Annotated in this window: 19 protein-coding genes; 8 read left to right on the forward strand and 11 right to left on the reverse strand. The window is 59.5% G+C overall.

Annotation, left to right across the window (positions count from 1 at the left end):
• Nucleotides 1–36 precede the first annotated feature (36 nt).
• On the reverse strand, nucleotides 37–1,629 hold the full coding sequence (locus tag FP026_RS13350) for a DHA2 family efflux MFS transporter permease subunit (protein WP_432444121.1): 1,593 nt from the start codon (nucleotides 1,627–1,629) through the stop codon (nucleotides 37–39).
• Nucleotides 1,630–1,645: 16 nt separating this feature from the next.
• Nucleotides 1,646–2,845, reverse strand: coding sequence for an HlyD family secretion protein (locus tag FP026_RS13355; protein WP_246665332.1), 1,200 nt, complete (start codon nucleotides 2,843–2,845; stop codon nucleotides 1,646–1,648).
• A gap of 122 nt (nucleotides 2,846–2,967) precedes the next feature.
• On the opposite strand from FP026_RS13355, the gene FP026_RS13360 reads away from it, so the two are divergent.
• Nucleotides 2,968–3,624: a TetR/AcrR family transcriptional regulator gene (locus tag FP026_RS13360; RefSeq protein WP_149635114.1), complete on the forward strand. Its 657-nt coding sequence runs from the start codon at nucleotides 2,968–2,970 to the stop codon at nucleotides 3,622–3,624.
• A 93-nt stretch (nucleotides 3,625–3,717) separates the two neighbouring features.
• On the opposite strand, the gene copC is transcribed toward FP026_RS13360, so the two are convergent.
• The 5 genes from copC to FP026_RS13385 all read right to left on the reverse strand — a co-directional run bounded on the left by copC (nucleotide 3,718) and on the right by FP026_RS13385 (nucleotide 7,354).
• Nucleotides 3,718–4,086 carry a copper homeostasis periplasmic binding protein CopC gene (gene copC / locus FP026_RS13365; RefSeq protein ID WP_149635115.1) on the reverse strand — a complete coding sequence of 123 codons (369 nt, stop codon included), beginning with the start codon at nucleotides 4,084–4,086 and terminating at the stop codon, nucleotides 3,718–3,720.
• A 136-nt stretch (nucleotides 4,087–4,222) separates the two neighbouring features.
• Nucleotides 4,223–4,819: an SCO family protein gene (locus FP026_RS13370; protein ID WP_149635116.1), complete on the reverse strand. Its 597-nt coding sequence runs from the start codon at nucleotides 4,817–4,819 to the stop codon at nucleotides 4,223–4,225.
• Nucleotides 4,809–5,288, reverse strand: a complete 480-nt coding sequence (locus FP026_RS13375) for a copper chaperone PCu(A)C (protein WP_149635117.1) — start codon at nucleotides 5,286–5,288, stop codon at nucleotides 4,809–4,811. The genes FP026_RS13370 and FP026_RS13375 overlap by 11 nt, the downstream gene beginning before the upstream one ends.
• 62 nt (nucleotides 5,289–5,350) lie before the next feature.
• On the reverse strand, nucleotides 5,351–6,724 hold the full coding sequence (locus FP026_RS13380) for a PepSY-associated TM helix domain-containing protein (RefSeq protein ID WP_149635118.1): 1,374 nt from the start codon (nucleotides 6,722–6,724) through the stop codon (nucleotides 5,351–5,353).
• Between the two features lie 225 nt (nucleotides 6,725–6,949).
• Nucleotides 6,950–7,354 (reverse strand): hypothetical protein, encoded by a 405-nt coding sequence (locus tag FP026_RS13385; RefSeq protein ID WP_149635119.1) that lies wholly within the window; start codon nucleotides 7,352–7,354, stop codon nucleotides 6,950–6,952.
• A gap of 256 nt (nucleotides 7,355–7,610) precedes the next feature.
• Between FP026_RS13385 and FP026_RS13390 the strand changes: the two genes are divergently transcribed.
• Nucleotides 7,611–9,815: a DUF1217 domain-containing protein gene (locus FP026_RS13390; protein ID WP_149635120.1), complete on the forward strand. Its 2,205-nt coding sequence runs from the start codon at nucleotides 7,611–7,613 to the stop codon at nucleotides 9,813–9,815.
• Nucleotides 9,816–9,872: 57 nt separating this feature from the next.
• Here FP026_RS13390 and FP026_RS13395 read toward each other — a convergent pair whose 3' ends face one another.
• Both FP026_RS13395 and FP026_RS13400 read right to left on the reverse strand, forming a co-directional pair.
• Nucleotides 9,873–10,649, reverse strand: coding sequence for an SDR family oxidoreductase (locus FP026_RS13395; protein WP_149635121.1), 777 nt, complete (start codon nucleotides 10,647–10,649; stop codon nucleotides 9,873–9,875).
• A 54-nt stretch (nucleotides 10,650–10,703) separates the two neighbouring features.
• The gene (locus FP026_RS13400) at nucleotides 10,704–11,594 is read right to left on the reverse strand and encodes an aldose 1-epimerase (protein WP_149635122.1); all 891 of its coding nucleotides are present in this window, start codon (nucleotides 11,592–11,594) and stop codon (nucleotides 10,704–10,706) included.
• A 292-nt stretch (nucleotides 11,595–11,886) separates the two neighbouring features.
• Between FP026_RS13400 and FP026_RS13405 the strand changes: the two genes are divergently transcribed.
• The 5 genes from FP026_RS13405 (at nucleotide 11,887) to FP026_RS13425 (ending at nucleotide 16,893) form a co-directional block, all read left to right on the forward strand.
• Nucleotides 11,887–12,870 (forward strand): arabinose ABC transporter substrate-binding protein, encoded by a 984-nt coding sequence (locus tag FP026_RS13405; protein ID WP_149635123.1) that lies wholly within the window; start codon nucleotides 11,887–11,889, stop codon nucleotides 12,868–12,870.
• Between the two features lie 72 nt (nucleotides 12,871–12,942).
• Complete coding sequence (gene araG / locus FP026_RS13410; RefSeq protein WP_149635124.1) at nucleotides 12,943–14,448, forward strand: L-arabinose ABC transporter ATP-binding protein AraG; 1,506 nt, start codon at nucleotides 12,943–12,945, stop codon at nucleotides 14,446–14,448.
• Nucleotides 14,449–14,464: 16 nt separating this feature from the next.
• Complete coding sequence (gene araH / locus FP026_RS13415; protein ID WP_149635125.1) at nucleotides 14,465–15,421, forward strand: L-arabinose ABC transporter permease AraH; 957 nt, start codon at nucleotides 14,465–14,467, stop codon at nucleotides 15,419–15,421.
• A gap of 107 nt (nucleotides 15,422–15,528) precedes the next feature.
• On the forward strand, nucleotides 15,529–16,305 hold the full coding sequence (locus FP026_RS13420; RefSeq protein ID WP_149635126.1) for a FadR/GntR family transcriptional regulator: 777 nt from the start codon (nucleotides 15,529–15,531) through the stop codon (nucleotides 16,303–16,305).
• A gap of 204 nt (nucleotides 16,306–16,509) precedes the next feature.
• Nucleotides 16,510–16,893 carry an SgcJ/EcaC family oxidoreductase gene (locus FP026_RS13425; RefSeq protein WP_149635127.1) on the forward strand — a complete coding sequence of 128 codons (384 nt, stop codon included), beginning with the start codon at nucleotides 16,510–16,512 and terminating at the stop codon, nucleotides 16,891–16,893.
• 42 nt (nucleotides 16,894–16,935) lie between these two features.
• On the opposite strand, the gene FP026_RS13430 is transcribed toward FP026_RS13425, so the two are convergent.
• Nucleotides 16,936–18,219: a cystathionine gamma-synthase family protein gene (locus tag FP026_RS13430; RefSeq protein ID WP_149635128.1), complete on the reverse strand. Its 1,284-nt coding sequence runs from the start codon at nucleotides 18,217–18,219 to the stop codon at nucleotides 16,936–16,938.
• A gap of 337 nt (nucleotides 18,220–18,556) precedes the next feature.
• Between FP026_RS13430 and FP026_RS13435 the strand changes: the two genes are divergently transcribed.
• Nucleotides 18,557–19,336 carry a class I SAM-dependent methyltransferase gene (locus FP026_RS13435; RefSeq protein WP_149635745.1) on the forward strand — a complete coding sequence of 260 codons (780 nt, stop codon included), beginning with the start codon at nucleotides 18,557–18,559 and terminating at the stop codon, nucleotides 19,334–19,336.
• A gap of 171 nt (nucleotides 19,337–19,507) precedes the next feature.
• Here the strand turns inward: FP026_RS13435 and ppk2 are convergent, their stop codons facing one another.
• Nucleotides 19,508–20,422, reverse strand: a complete 915-nt coding sequence (ppk2, locus tag FP026_RS13440) for a polyphosphate kinase 2 (RefSeq protein WP_149635129.1) — start codon at nucleotides 20,420–20,422, stop codon at nucleotides 19,508–19,510.
• Nucleotides 20,423–20,491 lie beyond the last annotated feature (69 nt).

The raw sequence follows: 20,491 nt of genomic DNA on the forward strand, positions 1-20,491 counted from the left end.
TATAGCATTCGTGCATATTGCGTGAACCCGCATCCCTCAGTGAGCGCCGCCGCCGCCGGTCTGCGGGCGCTTGGTGAACAGCATCGTGATGGCTGCGATGGCAAGCACCACACCGATGACTGCGAAGGTGTCGCTGAATCCCATAATCAGCGCCTGTCTCTTGACGACCTGGCCAAGGGCGATGACCGCCTTCTGCTGGGCCGCCTGATGATCCGAAACGCCGTGTGACAGGAAATAATTTGTCATCTGGTCTATTCGTTGACGAACCTCGTCGCGAGCAAGGGTCACGGATTGGCCGATGATGTTGGAGTGAAATTGCTCGCGCTTGGTCAGGATGGTCCCAAGGGAGGCGGTCCCCACCGCGCCGCCGAGATTTCTCAGCATGTTCGTCAGGCCGGAGGCGGCTGCCGCATCCGCAGGGGCAATGCCGGCCGTGGTGATAGCGGTAACTGGAGTGATGACGAACGCCTGGCCGATCGCACGGATGATGTTCGGGATGAAGAACTGGTCCCCCGCATTGTCGGCCGAAAGCGTAACGTTCATGAAACAACTCAGCGAAAAGACCGCGATGCCAAAGAAGGCAAGCCAGCGCACGTCTACCCGCTTCATCATCAGCGGCACCAGCGGGATCAGCAGCAATTGCGGCAATCCGGTCCAGGCAAGGACGTTGCCGATCTGCTCGGCATTGTACCTCTGCACCTGTCCCAGATACTGCGGCAATATGTAGACTGTCCCGAACAGCGCGACGCCCACGAGAATGTTGGCAAGCACGCCAAGCCCGAAGTTCCGTTGCTTCAGCAATCGCAGTTTCACCAGCGGTTTCGAGACCTTCAGCTCGATCACGATGAAAAGGGTGAGGAATGCGGCCGCGACGATGCTGAGCCTGACAATGAAGGGCGAAGAGAACCAGTCGTCCTTATTGCCCTCTTCCAGCACGGTTTGCAGGGCCGACAGGCCGATCGCCATCGTCACGATACCGGCCCAGTCGCCTTCGCGCAGCAATCTCAGTTGCATCGGCTGCTTGTCCAGCGTCAGCGCCAGCGCCACCACCATGATTCCGCTCGGGACAGCATTGATGAAGAAGATCGTCTGCCAGCCGTAATTCTCGGTCAGATAACCGCCGATGGTCGGGCCGATGGCTGGCGCGAAGGTGACGGACAATGCGAAGATCGCCAGCCCCAAAGGCTGCTGCGGCTTTGGAAGCTTCGTCAGCACCATGGTGAAGGCCATCGGGATCAGGACGCCGCCGGCAAATCCCTGCAGGCCGCGCAGGACGATCATCGTTCCGAGATCGTGGGCAAAGGCGCATGACAGAGACAACAGCGGAAACAGCACCGAGTTCACTAGGATATAACGGCGAAACGAGAAGACGCTGCTGAGATAGGCGGTGAGCGGAATGACGACGATCTCGCCGATCAGATAGGAGGTCGAGATCCAGGCGCCATTGTCCACCCCGGTGCCGATGCCCCCCTCGATATCGAGGAGGGAGGCATTGGTGATCTGGATGTTCAGGATCGCCATGAACGCGCCGATCATGCCGGCCAGAACCGCGATCCACTCTCTTGTCGATGCACGCGGCTCTGCCGCTGCGGCCGGCATCGGACGGCCATCCATTGTAATCGTAGACATTGTGTGGCTCCCGCCGTCAGTTCCGCTGTGCGGCGTCTGCTTTGGTGTTGATGCTCGGCTCGACGGACATTCCGGGGCGCAGCTCACCGCTCGCCATGGTCTGCGCGTCTAGCGCTATCCTGACTGGAATTCGCTGAACGACCTTGGTGAAATTGCCGGTCGCATTGTCCGGCGGCAGCAGGGCGAATTCCTGCCCGCTGGCAGGCGCAAGGCTGTCGACATGGCCGTGGAATGTCTTGCCGGGGAACATGTCGACTTCGATATCGACGGGTTGGCCGGCATGGACGTTCGTCAGCTGCGTTTCCTTGTAGTTGGCGACGACATAGGCTTGATTGGTCGGCACGAGCGACATCAGCTGCGTTCCGGCCTGAACATACTGGCCGATGCGCAGCGTGCGGTTGCCGATCGTGCCGTCGACGGGAGCAATGATGGTCGCATAGGAGAGGTTCAGCTCGGCTTGATGCTGGATCGCCTCGCTTTTTTGCAGCGCGGCTGTCGCCTGCGCGATCTGGGCCTTTAAAAGTTCGACCTGTTTGATCGCACCTTCCAAGGTCGCGGTGTCCCGGACGATGGAAGCCTGCGCCGCGGCGATCTGCGACGCGGCCTGCTGGGCCGTCTGCACGGCTGCGTAGCCGTTGGAGGCGAGGCTGGCATAGCGCTTGTTGTTCTGTTCGGCGAAGGTTTCGTTGGCCTTGTCCACATCCAGCGTCGCGCGTCCGGCTGCGATCGTCGACTGCTGGATATCCAGCGAGGCCTGCTCTGCCTGTATGGTTGCCTGCGCTGCGGCGACATCGGCCTTTGCCTGGTCGAGCGCTGCGCGGAAATCGCGGTCGTCGATGCGGGCGAGCGGCTGGCCGGCCTTCACGGTCTCATTGTCCCTGACCAGGACTTCCGCCAGATAGCCCGAGATTTTCGGGGCGATCGAACTATTGTCGGCCTGCACGTAGGCGTCGTCGGTCGATATCTCGAAGCGGCCATTTTGCCAGTAATCGTGGCCATAATAACCCGCGGCAGCGATGATGACGATTGCACCTACGCCGTACATCAGGCGCCGCGGCATCTTGCTGCGCTTCGCGGCGGCATCGCCGGCTGCCGGTCCCTTTGGCGTCTCCGGACGGGGTTCGGTTGTCACCCCTTCCTTGGCCTTTGCCTCGACACTTTCCTGCGCTTCGCCGGGCGCGTCCTTGGAGGTCACGATATGCAGATTGTTAGCCATGTACTTGCTCCTGACAGGGGTCGCTGCCGGGCAGGGGTAGCGGCCAAGTTCAATTTGGAAACTTGATGTTTTCCAAAATAAGCGCTATAAAATCCAAGTCAACTATATTTTGGAAAATATTGATGGTCCTAAATCCAAAAACCACGAAACGACCACGAGGGCGCCCGCAGGTCCGTTGTGATGACGATACTCGGGCAATCGTGCTCTCGTCTGCGCGAAAGCGCTTTCTGGAAGCGGGCTATGCTTCGGCATGCATCAACGACATCGCGCAGGGCGCGGGAGTCTCGACGAAGACGGTCTATCGGCTTTTTGAAAGCAAAGGCGAGATTTTCAATGCGGTGATTACGGATCGCATCGCCCGTTTCAACGTCGAAGTGGATCAGGGCCTCCTGAAGCATCCGGACCTGCATCACCAACTCGAGCAAATCCTGATCGCCTATGGCCGTCTGGCGCTGGATCCGGAAACGATCGCCATCAATCGGCTGGCGGTCGCCGAAGCCGATCGCTTTCCCGAGATCGCGGCGTCCTTCTATGAGCGGGCGATCAGGGCCTCGGCCGTGGTCTTCGAGGTCTGGCTGCGCAGCCAGCGCGACAAGGGAGCGATTAGGATCTCCGATATCTCTCTCGCGGCCGGCTTCTTGCGGGGAATGATGACGATGGAGCCGCAAAGGGCCGTCATGCTGGGCCAGCGGCAAGCACCGGATGACGAAGAAATCCAGGTCCGCGCGGCGGGGTGCGCGGCGATCTTCCTGCAGGGTTGCGTTGCCAGCCCGTCGTGAGCCTTTTGCCGGACGGCGAAAGGTCAGACGGAACGATATCCCTTTCGCCGAGAGCGAGGCCGCCCGCGTGACCGCGGACGGCTTCGGGATCGTTCAGGGCGCGACCGTAAAGCTATAGGTGCCGTTAGTCTTGTGCCCGTCGGTGGAGAGTACATGCCATTCGACCGTGTACTTGCCAGGCGCAAGCTTGTCGCTCACGGGCACCATCAGTGTCGTGTCGCCGTTCATCAGTGTGCCTTCGCCGGTCTTGACGGCTGCCTTGTCGGGGCCGGTCACCTTGATACCGCTGAATTTCAGGTTGAGGCCTTCGGTAAAGGTGAGGTCGAGTTCCGAGGGTGCAGTCTTCACCGTACCGTCGGCCGCCGGAACGGCGGATTTCAGATGGGCATGGGCCATGGCCTGGCCGGCAAACGCGATGCTGATTGCGGCAGCGGCGAGGAGCATTTTCTTTATCGAGGACATATATGGTTTCCTTATCCTGTTGATGACCCGCGGAAGGCCCGCGGGCGTGCGAAGGCGATCGGCGGGTCACTGACATTCGCCGGCAGGCCTGTCGGACGGAATTGTCTTCTTCCAGCGACGATCGAGCGTCACGGACCTACTCCTGCTGCAGCAGGTTTCGGATCTTCCGCAGCGCGACATCGGTATTTTCCTGATAGGCGATCGTGCCCCTCAAGTTGCCGCCGGCATCGACGAGCAGCACGGACGCAGTATGATCCATGGTATATCCGCCATCCGGAGTGGGGACCTTCTTGGCATAGATGCGCCAGCCCTTGATGGCCTTCTGCATCTCGCTCGGATCACCCGTAATGCCCGTGATCCGGTCGGTGAAGTTGCCGCTGTAGCTGTGCATGATCTCGGGCGTATCGCGCTCCGGGTCGACGGAGAAGAAATAGGCCCTCAATCGATCGGCCTCCGGCTCAAGCGTCTTGAGCCAGCCGGCCATATCGTAGAGCGTGGTCGGGCAGACATCGGGGCAATGCGTATAGCCGAAATAGACGAGTGAGGGATGACCTGAAAGCGCCTTTTCGGTGATGGGCTGGCCGCGATCGTCCGTGAGCGTGAAGACAGCGCCGAGACTGCCTGCCGCCGGCGCCTGCGGCATCCGGAGGAATGTCGCGTAACCGATGGCCCCTGCGCCGACGATGAGCGCCAGCGCGACGGTCATTGCGGCGAAGCGTCGTCTATTTGACATGGGATGTCTCCTTGTTCGCCGCTAACGATCCGACTGGAAAATCGATGTCGACCGAGCCCGCCTTCTCGAATTTGAGCGTCGCCTTGACCGTCTGGCCCTCGATAAAGCGGTCGGTGACTTTCATGAACATCACGTGATAGCCGCCAGGCTTGAGCTCAATGGTCTTGCCAGCCGGTATGGGCAGGCCATCGGCAAGCTCGCGCATCACCATGATGTCCTCGTCCATCCTCATCTCGTGTATCTGGACTGTTCCGGCGCGTGGCGAGCTGGCCGCGACCAGCCGGTCGTCGGTATTGCCCGTATTGGTGATGGTCATATAGCCGCCGCCGACAGGCGCACCCGGCACCATGGCGCGAACATAGGGAGCGGAGATTGTGAGATCGCCGACTTTGATATCGTCGGCAAAGGCGCTGGCGGAAAGCAGAGATGCCAGCCCGAAGGCGGCGGAAGCAAAAGCGTGTTTCAACATGATCGATATCCTTGATCCAGAAAAGGAGTAGCAGGCGGAACCGACGGCTCCGCCTGATCTCGTCAGGAAAAGAAGCGCCGGAGCGGCGGCACGAAACGAACCACGAGCTGGTCGATCAGCAGCATCACGGCGATGGCGGCTCCCGTCAGCGGAAAGGCCGCGCCGAAAACGATGGCGATGAACCACAGGCCGACATAGACGGACTTTTGCGGCGGCATCGGCGGTACGCCGAGGCGACCTGTTGGCCTGCGCTTCCACCACATGGTCGCGGCGGTCGCGCAGCACAGGATGATGGCCAGGCAAGCAGCCAGCATCAGAAGCTGGTTGAAGAGGCCCCATTCCTGTCCCTGATGGACATTGATGCTCCATTCGATCGCCTTGCCGAGCGCCGGATACTGATCATAGGAGATATCGACGAGCGGCCTTCCGGAATATTGGTCGATATGAACAGTGCGCTCCTTGCGGAGATCACCGAAATAATGGCTGGCGGTATAGACCCCGGTCTCATCCGTCGGGATGGCAAGGTCGGCGCCGGCGATCATGCCCAGGCGGTGCATGGTCTCCACAGCCTTGTTCAGTCCGATCGGCTTTGCCGACTGCGCCGCCGCGATATCGGACAACGGAACGGGCGCGTTTTCGACCACCCAGCCGGGCCGGCTGACGATATCCTGCGTGACCTTCGTCGATTTCGGAACGTCGTCCCAGACTGCTGCCGGTGTTCCAAAATTGTGAGTGGTCAGCCAGGCATTGACATTGGCGCCCCAGTAGCCGGACCAGGGCATGCCACTGAAGGCCAGGAAGAAGATGAGAATGCCCGCAAGCGCACCCGTCACGGCATGCAGGTCGCGCCAGAAGACGCGCCGCGACGGGGTGCCGCGAACGGTGAGTACACCGCCCGTCTGCTGCCGCGGCCACCATAGATAAATGCCAGTGACCACGAGGACGAGGGCGAAGCCCGCGACGATTTCGATGATACGGTTGGTCCACTTCCCGAAATATTCGAGGCTGTGGATGCGCTTGACGACCCAGCCGAACTCCTGCTTCGAGCCGACCGACCCTAAAATGCTGCCGTCATAGGGGTTGACGTAGACAATGGTCGATTGGCCGTCCTTTGACAGCGTCACCCAGGCCGAGCGGTTTGGAGCCGACGGTTCGTGATAGGAGGTTGCGCGGGCGCCTGGAAAGGCCGCAAGTGCCGCATCGGCGATCCGTTGCGGCTGCAGCATCGTGCCGGTCTCGGCGACGAGGTAGCGGTGCGCGTAGAAGGTATCGGCAATCTGATCCTTGAACAGGTAGAGCGACCCGGTGATCGCCAGATTGAGCATGAACGGAATGACGAGAAGACCAGCGAAAAAATGCCAGCGCCAGATCGCGCGATAGAGCGAGATATTGTGGGTTGCTGCGGCTGTAGGCTCTGCAGCGGTAAAGGCAGACATGAAATCCTCCGAAGATCGGCAGGCTGCCACAAGCGGTCGATCTGAGGAGGAGCGGCGATGGTTCGCCGTTTGGGGTGAGCTTGCTACCGATAGCCAGCCGGACCAATCGGCCCGCCACGTTCGGCAAAGTACAGCTGGGAACACCAATCCTCAGATTTCACGACCAATGGTCGCGCATGCGGCAGCGTTGACGGCGGGCGTCACGGTCAGAGCCGCAACGCCGGTTCAGCCAAGGATGTCGAGGATGGGTGGTGCTCTTGGGCCTGTGTTCGGCGGATAAAGCTGCCGGCGGAAGGCCTCCGATTTTGCGATGACCGTCTCTCCGCGCGGAGAGGCAAGGCGCTCGCAAATATTGGTCGGAGGTGCGGGCAGCATCGCGGACGAGGCGATCCGGCATGCCTCGCATCCGGGCGCATAGGCTTTCCCGTGTACCTTGCCGTCGGCATCCTTGTAGGTGATGCAGAGAATGGGCAGAGATCCATCCGGCAGCCGGTATTGGGCAAGCTCCAGCGGGGATATCTCATCCGCCGTGGCGACGACTGGTTGATGGGCGAAGCCGACAAACAACAGCGCCACGGCGCAAAGGATGCGCGCGCTCCACTGCCATGTTCGCGAAATCGTCTTCCGCATTCCTGTCCCCACCACCGCATTTCGCGGATATGGTCCGCAGTCATAGGGCAGGCCGATCGCAAGCGCAATGCGGCAATTCGTGCCGTCGCACTCAGCTCCGTTTCATCTCGTCGGCGGCCTAAAGGAACGCCGTCGCTGCGATGGGCGAGGGCGCCGAAAGCAATGCCTGCAGATTGCGATCTAGCCTCGCGCAAGGTCTGGTTGCGATAGTCGATCCTGGGGCGAATGTTGGTGAATTGCGCTGTGGGGGCGATCGATGATTTCAACGTATCTCGGCTATGTGACCGCGACAAAGGATATGGCGTCGACGCTTGCGGGCGTCGCTCGGCAGGCAACGGTCAAAAGCGACCAGCAATATTATGATGCGCACATCGGCAAGATCAAGAATGTCGATGAGTTCGTCAGCGACCATAAGCTCTACAGCTATGCAATGAAGGCTTATGGCCTGGAAGACATGACCTATGCCAAGGCCTTCATGAAGAAGGTTCTGGCAAGCGACCTCAGCGACCCGAACAGTTTCGCAAACAAATTGACCGATAACCGCTACCGGCAATTTGCCGCAGCTTTCAACTTCGGTGGCAAGTCAAAGAATCAGACGGCTCAGAGCGATGCCCAGAAAAGCGATACGATCGGGCTCTATGAGCAATCTTTCGCCAATGAAGCAACTTTGGCAACGAAGGAGAGCAAATTCTACAGCAGCTGGATCGACAAGGTGTCGAATGTCGACGATATCGTCAACAGCAGCAGGATGAGAGACTACGTCCTACGGGCGCATGGCATCAATCCGGATAATATATCGAAGTCGTTTCTCAAGTCGGTTCTGACCAGTGATGTCAGCGATCCGAACAGCTTCGTCAATCAGGCAGGAAACTTCTCTTCGGCCTCGGCTCAGGCAACCTATAAGCTGATCGCGTCGCAGTTCAATTTCAACGATGATGGAACGCTTTCTGCTGTGTCCGCACAAACGACGCAGCAGAAAGAAGCGATGATCTCTCGCTATAATAATACGGTCCCGAGCCTACTGACCCCGACCATGGCTGTCGGCAACGACGACTATTACCGCCAGGCAATCACGAAGGTGGCATCGCTGACCGACATCACCGGCGACAACAGGCTTTTCTCCTATATCAAGGAGGCTTTCGGCCTCAGCGCCAACCTTACGCCGTCTCAATTCAATCTCGCTTTCGCCAATCCCACCTATGCCGATGTCTCCGGCATGAAGGATATGGTCGCTCATTTCAATTTCGCGTCCGACGGAACGCTACCGGCGGGGCAGCCCGCGCAATCGGCGCAAGCCATAGACGACATCTCCATCAAATATTTGCAGCAGGCCAAGGGCGCCAAGCAGGCCTTGTTCAAGGATGCGGAGGATCACTACAAGTCGGCGGTCGGCAAGATCAAGACGATCAAGGATTTCTTCGCCGCCAACGACACGAAGAGCAAGGATCTACCGACGATCGAGGACATGGCGCTCCGCGCTTTCGGGATCGACAAGAACGAGGTCTCGCGGGAGCAATTGCGCAAGATCCTGGAAAGCGATCCCTATGACAGCAAGAGCTATGTCAGCTCCCTGAAGGACGAGAGGTATGTCGAGCTTGCCAAGGCATTCAACTTCGACAGCAAGGGTAATCTCCGGGATCCGGTCACGGCCCTGTCGAAGAGCTCGATCAACAGCTTCATTTCCGCCTATTCTAAGGCGAAGACGTTCGGGCTGACGGGTGAGATGCGCGACAAGGCGATCAAGGATGCGAAAGACGCGGCGACTGAATTCAGCAAGTCGATTGCCAAGGTCGATACCGTCGATGAACTCCTGGCGGACAAGAAGCTGACGCAATTCATTCTCGTTGCCAATAATATCGACCCGAAGACGGTCGACAAGGCGACATTGAAGAAGGCCTTCACCGCCGATCCTGAAGATGCCAAGGGATTCCTGAACACGCCGGCAGGCGCGAAGTTCAAGGCCATGGTAAATGTCTTCAATTTCGACGCCAAGGGTAACTTGACGACTGCGAAGATCGGGTCGGGGCAGAACAAGGGCGCGCGCCTCGCCACGGACGATCTCTACCTCCATCAGACATTGGAGACGCAGCAGGGCGCCTCCAACGACGGTGTCCGCCTCGCGCTTTATTTCCAGCGAAAGGCACCGCAGATCAATTCCGTCTATGACATCATGTCCGATCCGGCGCTTTACAATGTGATCAAGACGACCTACTCGCTGCCGGCATCCATGTCGAACATGGATGTGAGCCGCCAGGCGAAGATGCTGGAGAAGCTTTTTCCGGTCAAGGATTTGCATGATGCCGGCAAGGTGAACAACCTGCTGAAGCGCTTCTCCGCCGTATATGACGCGGCAAACGGCGCAAATTCCGCCTCGCCTGCATCGGCCATCCTAAACCGTGGCTCCGGAGTTGGCATGAGCGCGGACCTCATGCTGTCGATTGCCCAGCTCAGGTCGCGATAGCATATTCCGTGTTTGCCGTATTGGACCGGGTTGGCACCGGCAGTGCCGGGGCCAGCATCACGGATGCTGCAGCACGCTCAGGCCGCCGTCCACGGTCAGGCACGTCGCGTTCATGAAGGGGCATTCGTCCGAGATCATGAAAACGGCGGCAAGCGCGATCTCCCGCGGCGCGGCGATGCGCCCGCCCGGATGAAGCTTCATCGTCTCCGCCTTTGCCGCCTCCGGATCGGGAAAGCCGTTCCAATAATCGATGACTTTCTGTGTCGCAACGTAGCCAGGCGCCAGGGCATTCACGCGCACATTCTTCGACGCGTATTCGATCCCCAGTGACTTGGTCATGCCGAGAAGCGCGTGCTTGGCAAGCGGATAGGGGAATGTGCCCGGAATGATGGTGAAGGCATGGGTTGAGGCGATATTGAGGATGACACCGCCGCCCGAGGTGATCATCCCGGGCAGAACGGAGCGGCAGCAATTCCAGGCGCCTTTGAGGTTGATGTCGAAGCAGCGTTCCCAATCCTCGTCCGTCATCTGCAGCGGTTCGGCAAAGACGTTGACGCCGGCATTGTTGACCAGCGCATTGATGCTGCCAATTTCCGCCGCTGCCTTGGCAACGGCCGCACCCATGGCGGCGGCATTGGTAATGTCGGCCGCCTGATAGCCGACGACGGCTCCTTGTTCCTTCAGCTTGGCGGCTGCCTGTTCGAGAAGGGCCTCATCGCGGTCAATGAGAAAGATATGCGCGCCTTCAGCTACAAAAGCCTCCGCGATTGCCAGACCGATCCCCTGCGCGGCTCCAGTAACGAAGATCCTTTTTCCGGAAAGGCGATTTGGCATTCGGTGTTCCTCTTTCGGATTGGTCCGGAAATTTGAGCGATGAGCGGCCGCGGGCTATTCCGGATATTTTCGTGGTTGCAGATGGATCGACCCTGCAAGGCTTTCTCCAGGCTGCAGGATTTTCAGACCTCCTAGATCCGGAAGGTTATGGCCGTTTGCAAGGTGGGACATCGGCTCGAAGCAGAAATAGTCGTGGCGAAAGGCCGGGTTGAAGTTTGTGTCGGGGACGAAGAGGAAGGCATGCCTAATCGACGCGCCGGCAGTCAGCCGCAGGCTGGCGCGCTTTTCCGGCCAGGCAATCCGCGCTTCGCCACTCCAGCCCTCGAAGCCGTTGTTGACCCAGCGGCGAGGAAGCGGCGACGGCCCGGAAAAGTCGAGATCCGCTGGAACAGCGGCGCGTTCTCCCGGCAAGAAGCCCTCGGTCTCCGTCCAAAATCGCTGCGCTGGCGCGAAAAGCGTCGTTTGCGGCGTCATCGGAAAATAAGGATGCCAGCCAAGCCCGAATGGCAGCGCATCCGCGCCGGTGTTCTCCACGCTCATCTGCAGCGTCAGCCCTTCGGATGACAGGGCGATTGTCTGCCTTGCATCGTAACTATAGGGCGTATTTTCCCCCTGATGGCGAAAGCCGATCTGCAATTCGTTGCCGCTGCGGGAGAGAATGGACCATTCCCCCTGCCAGCCGTCACCGTGCAGATAATGACGGTCCGACGTATTCGGCCGAAGCAGGTAGTCGCGTCCTTCGAATGTGAAGCGGTTGTTCCGGATGCGGTTGCCGAAGGGGACCAGCGGATAGCAGGCGGAAGAGGACGCACTGGCATCATCCGGCGCCGGTCTCAGAAGCGCAATTTTGTCGTTGTCCAATGTCCAGGAATAGTCGAGCAATATGCCGCCCAAAGTCGATGCGCGAACCGAAAACAAACCGTCCTGCAAATCGATGATGCTCATTGAACGGCTGCCATCCCCTCGCCATCAAGGCCGATCCCGAATGGTCGGGCGCCCTATATTCGCGCCTTTTAATGTCAACATATATATAGGATTTATTTTTCCCGTACCGCCAGTTTCTCATGCATAGGCGTTTTGCTTTCGGCGAGAACGTGCCGTTTTCAGATGCCAAGTTCGGTTCATGTCGGTGAGACAGAATAAATAATCATACATAAATATTGACTGGTATGATGTTTTTTCCTATTCACATTTTGCTGCCGACCAGTGGCAGAGCAAGATTTTAGGGAGAGAGACCATGCGCTTTTTCAAAGCAGCCATCCTTGCGGGCGCGTTTGCCATTTTGGCCGCCGGCTCGGCGCTTGCGGAAGACGTCAAGATCGGGTTCATCGTCAAGCAGCCGGAGGAACCCTGGTTCCAGGACGAGTGGAAATTTGCCGATCAGGCCGCCAAGGAGAAGGGCTTCACGCTCGTCAAGATCGGCGCCGAAGATGGCGAGAAGGTTCAGTCGGCGATCGACAATCTCGGCGCGCAAGGCGCGCAGGGCTTTATCGTGTGTACGCCCGACGTCAAGCTTGGCCCCGGCATCGTCGCCAAGGCTGCCGCCAACCAGCTGAAGCTGATGACCGTCGACGACCGCCTGGTGAATGCCGAGGGCAAGCCGCTCGAGGATGTGCCGCATATGGGCATCTCAGCCACCAAGATCGGCGAGACCGTGGGGCAGGCGATAATCGATGAAATCAAGAAGCGCGGCTGGGACATGAAGAATGTCGGTGCGATCCGCGTCTCCTACGATCAGCTGCCGACGGCCGTCGACCGCGTCGAAGGCGCGATCTCTGTCATGAAGGCCGCAGGCTTCCCGGCCGCGAATATCTATGACGCGCCGCAGGCAAAGACCGACACGGAAGCGGCGCTCAACGCCGCGACCACGGTTCTCAACAAGCATGCCGACGTCAAATATTGGGTCGCCTTCGGCCTCAATGACGAAGCCGTGCTCGGTGCCGTGCGTGCCTCGGAATCGGTAGGCATTCCTGCCGCCAACATGATCGGCGTCGGTATCGGCGGCGCGGATTCGGCGATCAACGAGTTCAAGAAGCCTGCCGCGACCGGCTTTTTCGGCACGGTCATCATCTCGCCGAAGCGCCATGGCTACGAGACCGCGCTCGATATGTATGACTGGATCGCCAACAGCAAGGAGCCGCCGAAGCTGACGCTGACCTCCGGTTCCCTCGCGCTGCGCGGCGATTACGAAAAGGTTCGCAAGGATCTCGGCATCGAATGATCATCCCTTATGGATGATTTCCGTCCGGCGGCCCCTATTGCCGCCGCCGGACCTTCTCTCGATGGAGCAAGCATGGCTTTCCTTGAATTCAAGGGCATTTCCAAGGGCTATCCCGGCGTCCAGGCACTGGCCGACGTTTCGTTCGATGTGGAAAGAGGCGCGGTGCATGGGCTGATGGGTGAAAATGGTGCCGGCAAGTCGACGCTGATCCGGGTTCTTTCCGGCGATCAGGGAGCGGATGCGGGCAGCATCGTCATCGATGGGGTGGAGCAGCATTACAGCTCCGTCCGCGACGCGTTTCATGCTGGCGTGGTCGTCATTCACCAGGAACTGCAGCTGGTACCGGAACTAACCGTAGCCGAGAACCTCTGGCTCGGCCGCTTTCCCGGCAAGGCCGGCGTTATAGACGGCAGGACGCTGGTCGAGACCGTCCGCGCCAAGCTCAAGGAAATCGGCATCGACGTCGATCCCGCAGCCAAGGTTTCCTCGCTGTCGATCGGCGCCCGCCAGATGGTGGAGATCGCCAAGGCCGTCATGGTCGATGCGCGGGTGATTGCGCTCGACGAGCCGACCTCGTCGCTATCTTCTCGCGAAAGCGAAATCCTGTTTTCGCTGATCGACCGTCTGAGAGCTAACGGCACCGTCATTCTGTATGTCTCGCATCGTCTGGATGAGATCTTCCGGCTCTGCGACAGCCTCACCGTGCTGCGAGACGGCAAGCTCGCGGCGCATCATCCTGACATCGCCAATACGACGCGGGATCAGATCATCGCCCAGATGGTCGGCCGGGAGATCAGCAATATCTGGAACTGGCGGGAACGGCCGCTCGGCGAGGTGCGCCTCGAGGTCAAGCAATTGTCGGGCTCGAAGCTTCGCAATCCTGTCAGCTTCTCTGTCCGCAAGGGTGAAATTCTGGGCTTCTTCGGCCTGATCGGCGCCGGCCGAAGCGAGATGGCCCGCCTTCTCTATGGCGCCGATCATCGTCACCAGGGCAGTGTCTCGATAGACCGTATTGCCGTCGCACCGAACAATCCGAAGGCTGCCATCAGCGCCGGCATGGTTCTCTGCCCCGAGGACCGCAAGTTCGATGGCATCATTCAGGGTCGGTCGATCGAGGAAAATATCGCCATCTCGTCAAGGCGGCATTTCTCGCCGTTCGGCATCCTCAATCCGAAGAAAGAAGCCTTGGTCGCCGATCGGTTCATCGCCAAGCTCCGGGTTCGCACGCCCTCGCGTCGGCAGGATATCGTCAATCTGTCGGGCGGCAATCAGCAGAAGGTCATCCTTGGGCGCTGGCTTTCCGAACAGGGGGTCAAGGTGCTCGTCATCGACGAGCCGACGCGCGGCATCGATGTCGGCGCCAAGTCGGAAATCTATGAAATCCTCTATGAGCTTGCCGCCGGCGGCATGGCGATCGTCGTCATCTCCAGCGAGCTTCCCGAGGTCATGGGCATTTCTGATCGCATCATGGTGATGTGCCAGGGCCGCGTCGCCGCCAATGTCGCCCGCGCCGATTTCGACGAACGCGCCATTCTGACCGCGGCGCTGCCCGATAAGAATGCCGCCGGCACAATCTAATTCAGGAATGGTAGCGATGAACTCTTTGAAAAAGCTTCTTCTTGGCGAACAGGGTCTGGTGGTGATCTTCGCAATCGCTTTCGTGATCGTGTCGCTCTTCGTTCCGAGCTTCCTGACGGAGCGCAACATGCTCGGTCTGCTGCAGTCGGTCGTGACGATCGGCATCGTCGCCTGCACGATGATGTTCTGCCTTGCCTCGCGCGACTTCGACCTGTCGGTTGGCTCGACCGTCGCCTTCTCGGGCATGATCGCCGTGATGGTGTCGAACTCGACCGGCTCGATCCCGGTCGGCCTGCTGGCGGCATTGGTCTGCGGCGGTCTTGTCGGCCTCGTCAATGGCGTCGTCATCGCCAAGTTCCGCATCAACGCCTTGATCACGACGCTCGCCACGATGCAGATCGTTCGTGGTCTGGCATTGATCGCTTCGGATGGCCGTGCCGTCGGCATCAACGATCCGGCTTTCTATCAGCTGGCGCTGTCGCGCTTCCTGACAGTGCCGACGCCGATCTGGATCATGGTGCTGCTGTTCATCATCTTCGGCTTCGCGCTCAATCGCACCGTTTTTGGCAAGAACACGCTTGCGATCGGCGGCAATCCCGAGGCATCGCGACTTGCCGGCGTCAATGTCGTCAATATGCGGATCTGGATCTTCGCCTTGCAGGGTCTCGTCTGCGCCATTGCCGGCATTCTGCTCGCCTCCCGTATCACGTCGGGCCAGCCGAATGCGGCAACGGGGCTCGAATTGTCCGTCATCTCCGCCTGCGTGCTCGGCGGCGTGTCGCTGGCAGGCGGCCGCGCGGCGATGACCGGCGTGATTGTCGGCGTCCTCATCATGGGCATCGCCGAGAACGTGATGAACCTGCTGAACATCCAGGCCTTCTATCAATATCTCGTGCGCGGCTGCATTCTGCTGATCGCCGTTCTGCTTGACAATCTGCGCTCGTCGGCGGCAGGGCATCGCGCCCGCTTATGACGATCAGATTCCTTGGGAGAAGTTTGCCGGGCTTGCAGTTGCGCATTGATGCCTGGACGTGGTGCCGCTCATGATCGCCACCGGGCAAGCGGAAGGGAGTACAGGTGATGAGTACGCGTTTGGGGTCTTTGCGCACGACGCGGGGTGGGGCTGCGCCTGAACAGGGAAAGCGCACCGTGCGCGAGGAACTGTTGAAGAAACTCATCGGACAGATCGTGTCTGGTGCTCTTGCGGAGGGTTCGATCCTGCCCAATGAAGCCGAGCTCTCTGAGCTCTATGGCGTCAGCCGCACCAGCCTGCGCGAAGCCATGCAATATCTCTCGGCACTCGGAATGGTCCGTTCGCGTACCCGCGCCGGCACCACGGTGTTGCCGCGGGAGAACTGGAACTATCTGGATCCGCTGGTTCTCGACGCCACGCTGGCGCTCAGCAACGACCGCAGCTTCTACGATTCCCTGCTCGACGCGCGGCAGGTGCTGGAGCCTGCCGCCGCCGCACAGGCTGCCGCCAATGCTACCGCAAAGCAGCTTGCGCAAATCGCGGAGGCTTTCGAGGATATGGTCGCCGCGAATGCCCGTGACAACGAGGCATGGAGCCAGGCGGACCTGGAGTTTCACACTGCCATCATCAATGCCAGCGGCAATTGGGTTTTCCGGCAATTCGCCACCGCCATTCGGGCGGCCTTGCTGGCAAGTTTCCGTCTCACCAACAGGGCGAGCCAATCGCACGAATATGCCATCGCCCGGCATCAGGATGTTCTAGATGCGATCCGCATGCGCCGTCCAGATGCTGCCCGCTTTGCCATGGAGCAGCTGATCGGAACGGCCAGAATGGAGCTCAGCGATGCTCTGCGCGCCGCCAAGCCCAAGGATGAGCCGGAATAGGCCGGTTCGTCTGCGGCAAGGAAGTCTCGCTATCTGCTATGTCCGGCATGACGGAGCGCTCTATATCGTTAATCCGGATATTGAAACCTGGCCGGATGATTGAGCATAGGCAATGCCGATTTTCTCCGTCCAATAGTTCTCGCCTCACGAGTTGAAACGCAGCCGCTGTTGCAACGCGGCGCTGCCCTATGGAGGAGATTCGGAATGACGGAGGACGAAAAGGCAATCCGGAAAGTTGTGGAAACCTGGATCGCCGCAAGCAAGGCGGGCGATACGGCAACCGTTTTAGGGCTGATGACTGATGATGTCGTCTTCATGGTGCCGGGCCGAGAGCCGTTTGGCAAGCAAGCCTTCGCCGCCGCCGCCAAGGGCAAGGACGGCGTAAAGATGGAAGGCACCAGCGAGATCGTCGAATTGCGCGTGCTCGGCGACTGGGCCTTCATTCGCAACCACATCGACATCACGATGACACCGCCAGGCGCCGATGCCATCAAACAATCGGGTTACACACTCACGCTTCTGCGCAAGGAGGCCGATGGCCGGTGGTGCCTTGCGCGGGATGCGAACCTCCTGACCGTGCATAGCTGATCGTTGCAGCGTTCATCCGCGTCGTAGATCGCAGGATCTCCATCATGCGACTTCGAGTGCGGATGCCAGATCGGCGACGAGGTCGTCTGGATGCTCTATGCCGATCGACAGGCGGATCGTCGATTCCAGCACGCCGATGCGATGGCGCACATCCACTGGAACGCCGGAATGCGTAGTTGTTGCCGGATGGGAGGCCAGCGATTCCGTGCCGCCGAGACTGACGGCGAGTTTGAAGATCTGCAGCGCATTCAGGAATTTGAACGATGCCGGCTGGCCGCCCTTGATATCGAAGGAGAAGGTGGAGCCTGCGCCGCTGCATTGGGCGGCGAAAGTCCGGCCCGTGGCCGATGCGGGGTCGGTATAGGGTAGATAGTGTATCTGCTCGACTTTCGGATGATCCCGCAGGAAATCGGCCACGGCCCGGGCGTTGCTATCGGCCCGTTCCATGCGGAGCTGCAGCGTTTCCAGTGATCGGCCGAGCATCCAGCAGGAATGCGGATCGAGCTGGGTGCCGATCGCGCCGCGCAGCGCCTTGACCTGTTTGATGATGGCCTTGGAGCCGAGGGCGGCGCCGGCGATCAGGTCGGAATGACCGCCGACATATTTGGTCAGGGAATAAAGGGAAATGTCGGCGCCATGTTCGATGGGCCGCTGGAAGACCGGGCCTAGCAGGGTATTGTCGCAGGCGATGATCGGCGTGTGGCCCTGCTTCTTGCCGATCGCATCGGCGACGCGGCGGATCATGGCGATATCGACCAGGCTATTGGTCGGATTGGCGGGCGTCTCCACAAGAATGACAGACACTCGGCCCTTGGCCAATGCTTCCTCCGCACTCGCCATTACCGAGGTCTCGCTGACACCGTCCGCGAACCCGACCGCCGAAACGCCGAGATTGAGGAATGTCTTGGCGATAAGCGTTTCCGTGCCGCCATAGAGCGGCTGGGAATGCAGGATCGCATCGCCGGGACGGACGAAGGCCAGCAGCGTGGTGGCGATCGCCGACATGCCTGAGGAAAACAGCGCGCCGCTTTCCGTCCGCTCGTAGACGGCGAGACGGTCTTCGACGATTTCGCTGTTGGGGTGGTTGAAGCGCGAATAGACGAGGCCGACGCCTCTACCTGCCGGCGGCTCGTTGCGGCCGGATATGTAGTTGAAGAAATCGCGCCCGTCCTCGGCCGATTTGAAGACGAAGGTGGAGGTCAGGAAAACGGGGGGCTTGACCGCGCCCTCGGACAGCTCGGGGTCGTAGCCGTAATTCAGCATCTGGGTTTCGGGATGGAGGGCGTGGTTGCCGATATGCGTTTTCGAGGGGTGCGGCGCAGTCATGACGGTCTCCTCGGCCGATGATGTGAATTTTAGACTCACATTATACATCACTTAAGGTGCCGGCTCGCTATTCGCCATTGTCTGCGATGCGGTTTCGATATTGGGGCTGATATAGGCCGGAACTATCCAACCCGCGCATCACTATCCGAAATACGACAGAAACGTCGCTATATCCACTAGTTGCGCTCGTCTTGACACAGTCCCACCCCAGTTTTCGAAAGCTTGCGACTTCGCTGCGCGCGGTCCTTGCAGAAACGATGAATTTTTCGGCCGACTGGTCCCCATCGATGTGGACGTTCGGCGGCGAAATGCATGAAGAAAACCAGTGAGGTTACATTTGAAATCGGGCGTTCGAAAATTTGTGTTTCGCGATCTTCAGAAAATCGATGGCTATATCGACCCGCCGGATGCGCTTGTCTTCCTGTCGTTGATCGAAAAGCAAAGGCAGGAGAAACTATACGGCGGCCTCGCCGAAATCGGGGTCTATTATGGGCGGTCCTATTTTTTGCTGCGCAAGATCAGCGCACCCGATGACAATGTGCTTGCGATCGACCTTTTCGACATAGAAGCGGATGGTGCGCAATATCAACGCTTCCTCGACAACGGAAGATCCCTGGGCATTCCCGTCGATGAAGAACTCGTCATAACCGGCGATAGCACCAGGCTCGATCCGCAGGCTATTATCGACAAGGTTGGGCAGGTTCGTTTTTTCAGCGTCGACGGAGGACATTTGCTTCGCCACATCGTTGCCGACAGCCGGTTGGCGAAGAGTGTGCTGGCCGATCATGGTATCATCGCCTTCGACGACACCTTCAATCCGGCTTGGCCGGAGGTGACGGTCGGCGTCTCCGATTTTCTGCGCAGGAACAGCGATACCTTTGCCGCCTTCTGCATGACGAAGTATAAGACCTATGTCTGCCGCCGGGATTTTCATGAGTTCTATCGGGCCGCACTTGGCAGGGCACGACATCTCCTGCCGTTCGAGCATGCCGAGATGGATTTTCTTGGCTCGAAAGTCCTCAGGCTGCACAATCCTATCAACCGGAGGGTTGCCTACGAGCTCTTGCGGCGGCTGGGCTTGGGCGCCATATCCGAATGGGCCTATCGTCCAGTCTGACCGTGAGCCGGCCTTGCTTGCAGGCGGGCGGAGTTAGAGCGATCTAGTCTTCACGGAACCCCTAAGCCACTAACTCTTTGCTGTCTCGCAATTCCGGACGGAAAACCGCTTTTTCCTGGAATTGCTTCAGGAGTTGAGGGCCCGTCGGAGACGGGCCCTCAACGTTCCCAGTCAGTAGACTTCGGGCACGTACATTTCCGGCGGAACCGGCGTGCGATGGTAATCGATATGCCGCAGGCGCTCGGGCAGGACGATTTCCGGCTTCGGCACGTTTTCGTAGGGAATCTGGTTCAGGAGATGCGCGATGCAGTTGAGACGCGCCCTCTTCTTGTCGACGGCATGGACGACCCACCACGGCGCTTCCGGGATATGCGTGCGCTCCAGCATCTCTTCCTTCGCCTTGGTATATTCTTCCCAGTGCACGCGGCTCTGCAGATCCATCGGCGAAAGCTTCCACTGCTTCAGCGGATCCTGAATACGCATGTTGAAGCGGAATTCCTGCTCCTCGTCGGTGATCGAGAACCAGTATTTGAGGAGGATGATGCCGGAGCGAACCAGCATGCGCTCGAAATCCGGCACGGAACGGAAGAATTCTTCCAGCTCTTCGGGCGAGCAGAAGCCCATGACGCGCTCGACGCCGGCGCGGTTATACCAGCTGCGGTCGAACAGCACCATTTCGCCGGCGGTGGGCAAATGGGCCGTGTAGCGCTGGAAATACCATTGGTGCTGTTCGCGCTCGGTTGGCGCCGGCAGCGCTACCACGCGACAGACGCGCGGATTGAGGCGCTGGGTGACGCGCTTGATGGCGCCGCCCTTGCCGGCGGAATCGCGGCCCTCGAACAGTACGACGACCTTGAGCTTCTTATACTGCACCCAGTCCTGCAGGCGCACCAGCTCGTGCTGCAGGCGGAAGAGTTCGCGGAAATAGACGCGGCGGTCGAGCGTCGCCTCGCCTTCGTCGATAAGGCCCTCTGCGACCAGCTCGTCCAGCCGGTCCTCCTCGAGCTGCATCTCCAGCTCTTCGTCGAAGCTATCGACGATCTCATCCTTGATGCGGCTGAGCCGATCCTGTGTTTCATCGGTCATTGTGCGCCTCCTGCTCTGTTTTCATGTAACTACTGCAGCCTTCGGCTGCCGGAAGCCGGCCCGCTCCTC

The organism is Martinezella tropici, from assembly GCF_008370325.1.
GTDB lineage: Bacteria > Pseudomonadota > Alphaproteobacteria > Rhizobiales > Rhizobiaceae > Rhizobium > Rhizobium tropici_B.

Bases quoted from the DNA above. Each gene is read 5' to 3' on its own strand.
- FP026_RS13425 (WP_149635127.1), top strand. From the start codon at position 16,510: ATGACGGAGGACGAAAAGGCAATCCGGAAAGTTGTGGAAACCTGGATC.
- FP026_RS13350 (WP_432444121.1), bottom strand. From the start codon at position 1,629: ATGTCTACGATTACAATGGATGGCCGTCCGATGCCGGCCGCAGCGGCA.
- FP026_RS13420 (WP_149635126.1), top strand. From the start codon at position 15,529: ATGAGTACGCGTTTGGGGTCTTTGCGCACGACGCGGGGTGGGGCTGCG.
- FP026_RS13390 (WP_149635120.1), top strand. From the start codon at position 7,611: ATGATTTCAACGTATCTCGGCTATGTGACCGCGACAAAGGATATGGCG.
- FP026_RS13380 (WP_149635118.1), bottom strand. From the start codon at position 6,724: ATGTCTGCCTTTACCGCTGCAGAGCCTACAGCCGCAGCAACCCACAAT.
- FP026_RS13400 (WP_149635122.1), bottom strand. From the start codon at position 11,594: ATGAGCATCATCGATTTGCAGGACGGTTTGTTTTCGGTTCGCGCATCG.
- FP026_RS13360 (WP_149635114.1), top strand. From the start codon at position 2,968: ATGGTCCTAAATCCAAAAACCACGAAACGACCACGAGGGCGCCCGCAG.
- araG (WP_149635124.1), top strand. From the start codon at position 12,943: ATGGCTTTCCTTGAATTCAAGGGCATTTCCAAGGGCTATCCCGGCGTC.
- copC (WP_149635115.1), bottom strand. From the start codon at position 4,086: ATGTCCTCGATAAAGAAAATGCTCCTCGCCGCTGCCGCAATCAGCATC.
- FP026_RS13385 (WP_149635119.1), bottom strand. From the start codon at position 7,354: ATGCGGAAGACGATTTCGCGAACATGGCAGTGGAGCGCGCGCATCCTT.
- ppk2 (WP_149635129.1), bottom strand. From the start codon at position 20,422: ATGACCGATGAAACACAGGATCGGCTCAGCCGCATCAAGGATGAGATC.
- araH (WP_149635125.1), top strand. From the start codon at position 14,465: ATGAACTCTTTGAAAAAGCTTCTTCTTGGCGAACAGGGTCTGGTGGTG.
- FP026_RS13430 (WP_149635128.1), bottom strand. From the start codon at position 18,219: ATGACTGCGCCGCACCCCTCGAAAACGCATATCGGCAACCACGCCCTC.
- FP026_RS13405 (WP_149635123.1), top strand. From the start codon at position 11,887: ATGCGCTTTTTCAAAGCAGCCATCCTTGCGGGCGCGTTTGCCATTTTG.
- FP026_RS13370 (WP_149635116.1), bottom strand. From the start codon at position 4,819: ATGTCAAATAGACGACGCTTCGCCGCAATGACCGTCGCGCTGGCGCTC.
- FP026_RS13355 (WP_246665332.1), bottom strand. From the start codon at position 2,845: ATGGCTAACAATCTGCATATCGTGACCTCCAAGGACGCGCCCGGCGAA.
- FP026_RS13395 (WP_149635121.1), bottom strand. From the start codon at position 10,649: ATGCCAAATCGCCTTTCCGGAAAAAGGATCTTCGTTACTGGAGCCGCG.
- FP026_RS13375 (WP_149635117.1), bottom strand. From the start codon at position 5,288: ATGTTGAAACACGCTTTTGCTTCCGCCGCCTTCGGGCTGGCATCTCTG.